At 52.8% G+C, this 1,711-nt stretch carries 1 rRNA gene; it reads right to left on the reverse strand.

Features of this window, described 5'->3' with window-relative positions:
* Positions 1 to 25 precede the first annotated feature (25 nt).
* Positions 26 to 1,565 (reverse strand): 16S ribosomal RNA (locus tag AB8846_RS23265).
* Positions 1,566 to 1,711: the final 146 nt, after the last annotated feature.

Below are 1,711 nucleotides of genomic sequence, written 5' to 3' on the forward strand. Positions count from 1 at the left end.
CACTACAAAGGCAGGTTCTTTAAGGTAAGGAGGTGATCCAACCGCAGGTTCCCCTACGGTTACCTTGTTACGACTTCACCCCAGTCATGAATCACAAAGTGGTAAGCGCCCTCCCGAAGGTTAAGCTACCTACTTCTTTTGCAACCCACTCCCATGGTGTGACGGGCGGTGTGTACAAGGCCCGGGAACGTATTCACCGTAGCATTCTGATCTACGATTACTAGCGATTCCGACTTCATGGAGTCGAGTTGCAGACTCCAATCCGGACTACGACGCACTTTATGAGGTCCGCTTGCTCTCGCGAGGTCGCTTCTCTTTGTATGCGCCATTGTAGCACGTGTGTAGCCCTACTCGTAAGGGCCATGATGACTTGACGTCATCCCCACCTTCCTCCAGTTTATCACTGGCAGTCTCCTTTGAGTTCCCGGCCGGACCGCTGGCAACAAAGGATAAGGGTTGCGCTCGTTGCGGGACTTAACCCAACATTTCACAACACGAGCTGACGACAGCCATGCAGCACCTGTCTCAGAGTTCCCGAAGGCACCAATCCATCTCTGGAAAGTTCTCTGGATGTCAAGAGTAGGTAAGGTTCTTCGCGTTGCATCGAATTAAACCACATGCTCCACCGCTTGTGCGGGCCCCCGTCAATTCATTTGAGTTTTAACCTTGCGGCCGTACTCCCCAGGCGGTCGACTTAACGCGTTAGCTCCGGAAGCCACTCCTCAAGGGAACAACCTCCAAGTCGACATCGTTTACGGCGTGGACTACCAGGGTATCTAATCCTGTTTGCTCCCCACGCTTTCGCACCTGAGCGTCAGTCTTTGTCCAGGGGGCCGCCTTCGCCACCGGTATTCCTCCAGATCTCTACGCATTTCACCGCTACACCTGGAATTCTACCCCCCTCTACAAGACTCTAGCCTGCCAGTTTCGAATGCAGTTCCCAGGTTGAGCCCGGGGATTTCACATCCGACTTGACAGACCGCCTGCGTGCGCTTTACGCCCAGTAATTCCGATTAACGCTTGCACCCTCCGTATTACCGCGGCTGCTGGCACGGAGTTAGCCGGTGCTTCTTCTGCGGGTAACGTCAATCGACAAGGTTATTAACCTTATCGCCTTCCTCCCCGCTGAAAGTACTTTACAACCCGAAGGCCTTCTTCATACACGCGGCATGGCTGCATCAGGCTTGCGCCCATTGTGCAATATTCCCCACTGCTGCCTCCCGTAGGAGTCTGGACCGTGTCTCAGTTCCAGTGTGGCTGGTCATCCTCTCAGACCAGCTAGGGATCGTCGCCTAGGTGAGCCGTTACCCCACCTACTAGCTAATCCCATCTGGGCACATCTGATGGCAAGAGGCCCGAAGGTCCCCCTCTTTGGTCTTGCGACGTTATGCGGTATTAGCTACCGTTTCCAGTAGTTATCCCCCTCCATCAGGCAGTTTCCCAGACATTACTCACCCGTCCGCCGCTCGTCACCCAGGAGCAAGCTCCCTGTGCTACCGCTCGACTTGCATGTGTTAGGCCTGCCGCCAGCGTTCAATCTGAGCCATGATCAAACTCTTCAATTTAAGTTTGATGCTCGTGAATTAAACTTCGTAATGAATTACGTATGTTCACTCAGAGACTTGGTATTCATTTATTGTCCGAAGACATTAAGAATCCATGTCACTTTGAGTGCCCACACAGATTGTCTGATAAATTGTTAAAGAGCAGT

Source organism: Enterobacter sp. KB-221C9, assembly GCF_041320715.1.
GTDB classification, from domain to species: domain Bacteria; phylum Pseudomonadota; class Gammaproteobacteria; order Enterobacterales; family Enterobacteriaceae; genus Enterobacter; species Enterobacter asburiae_D.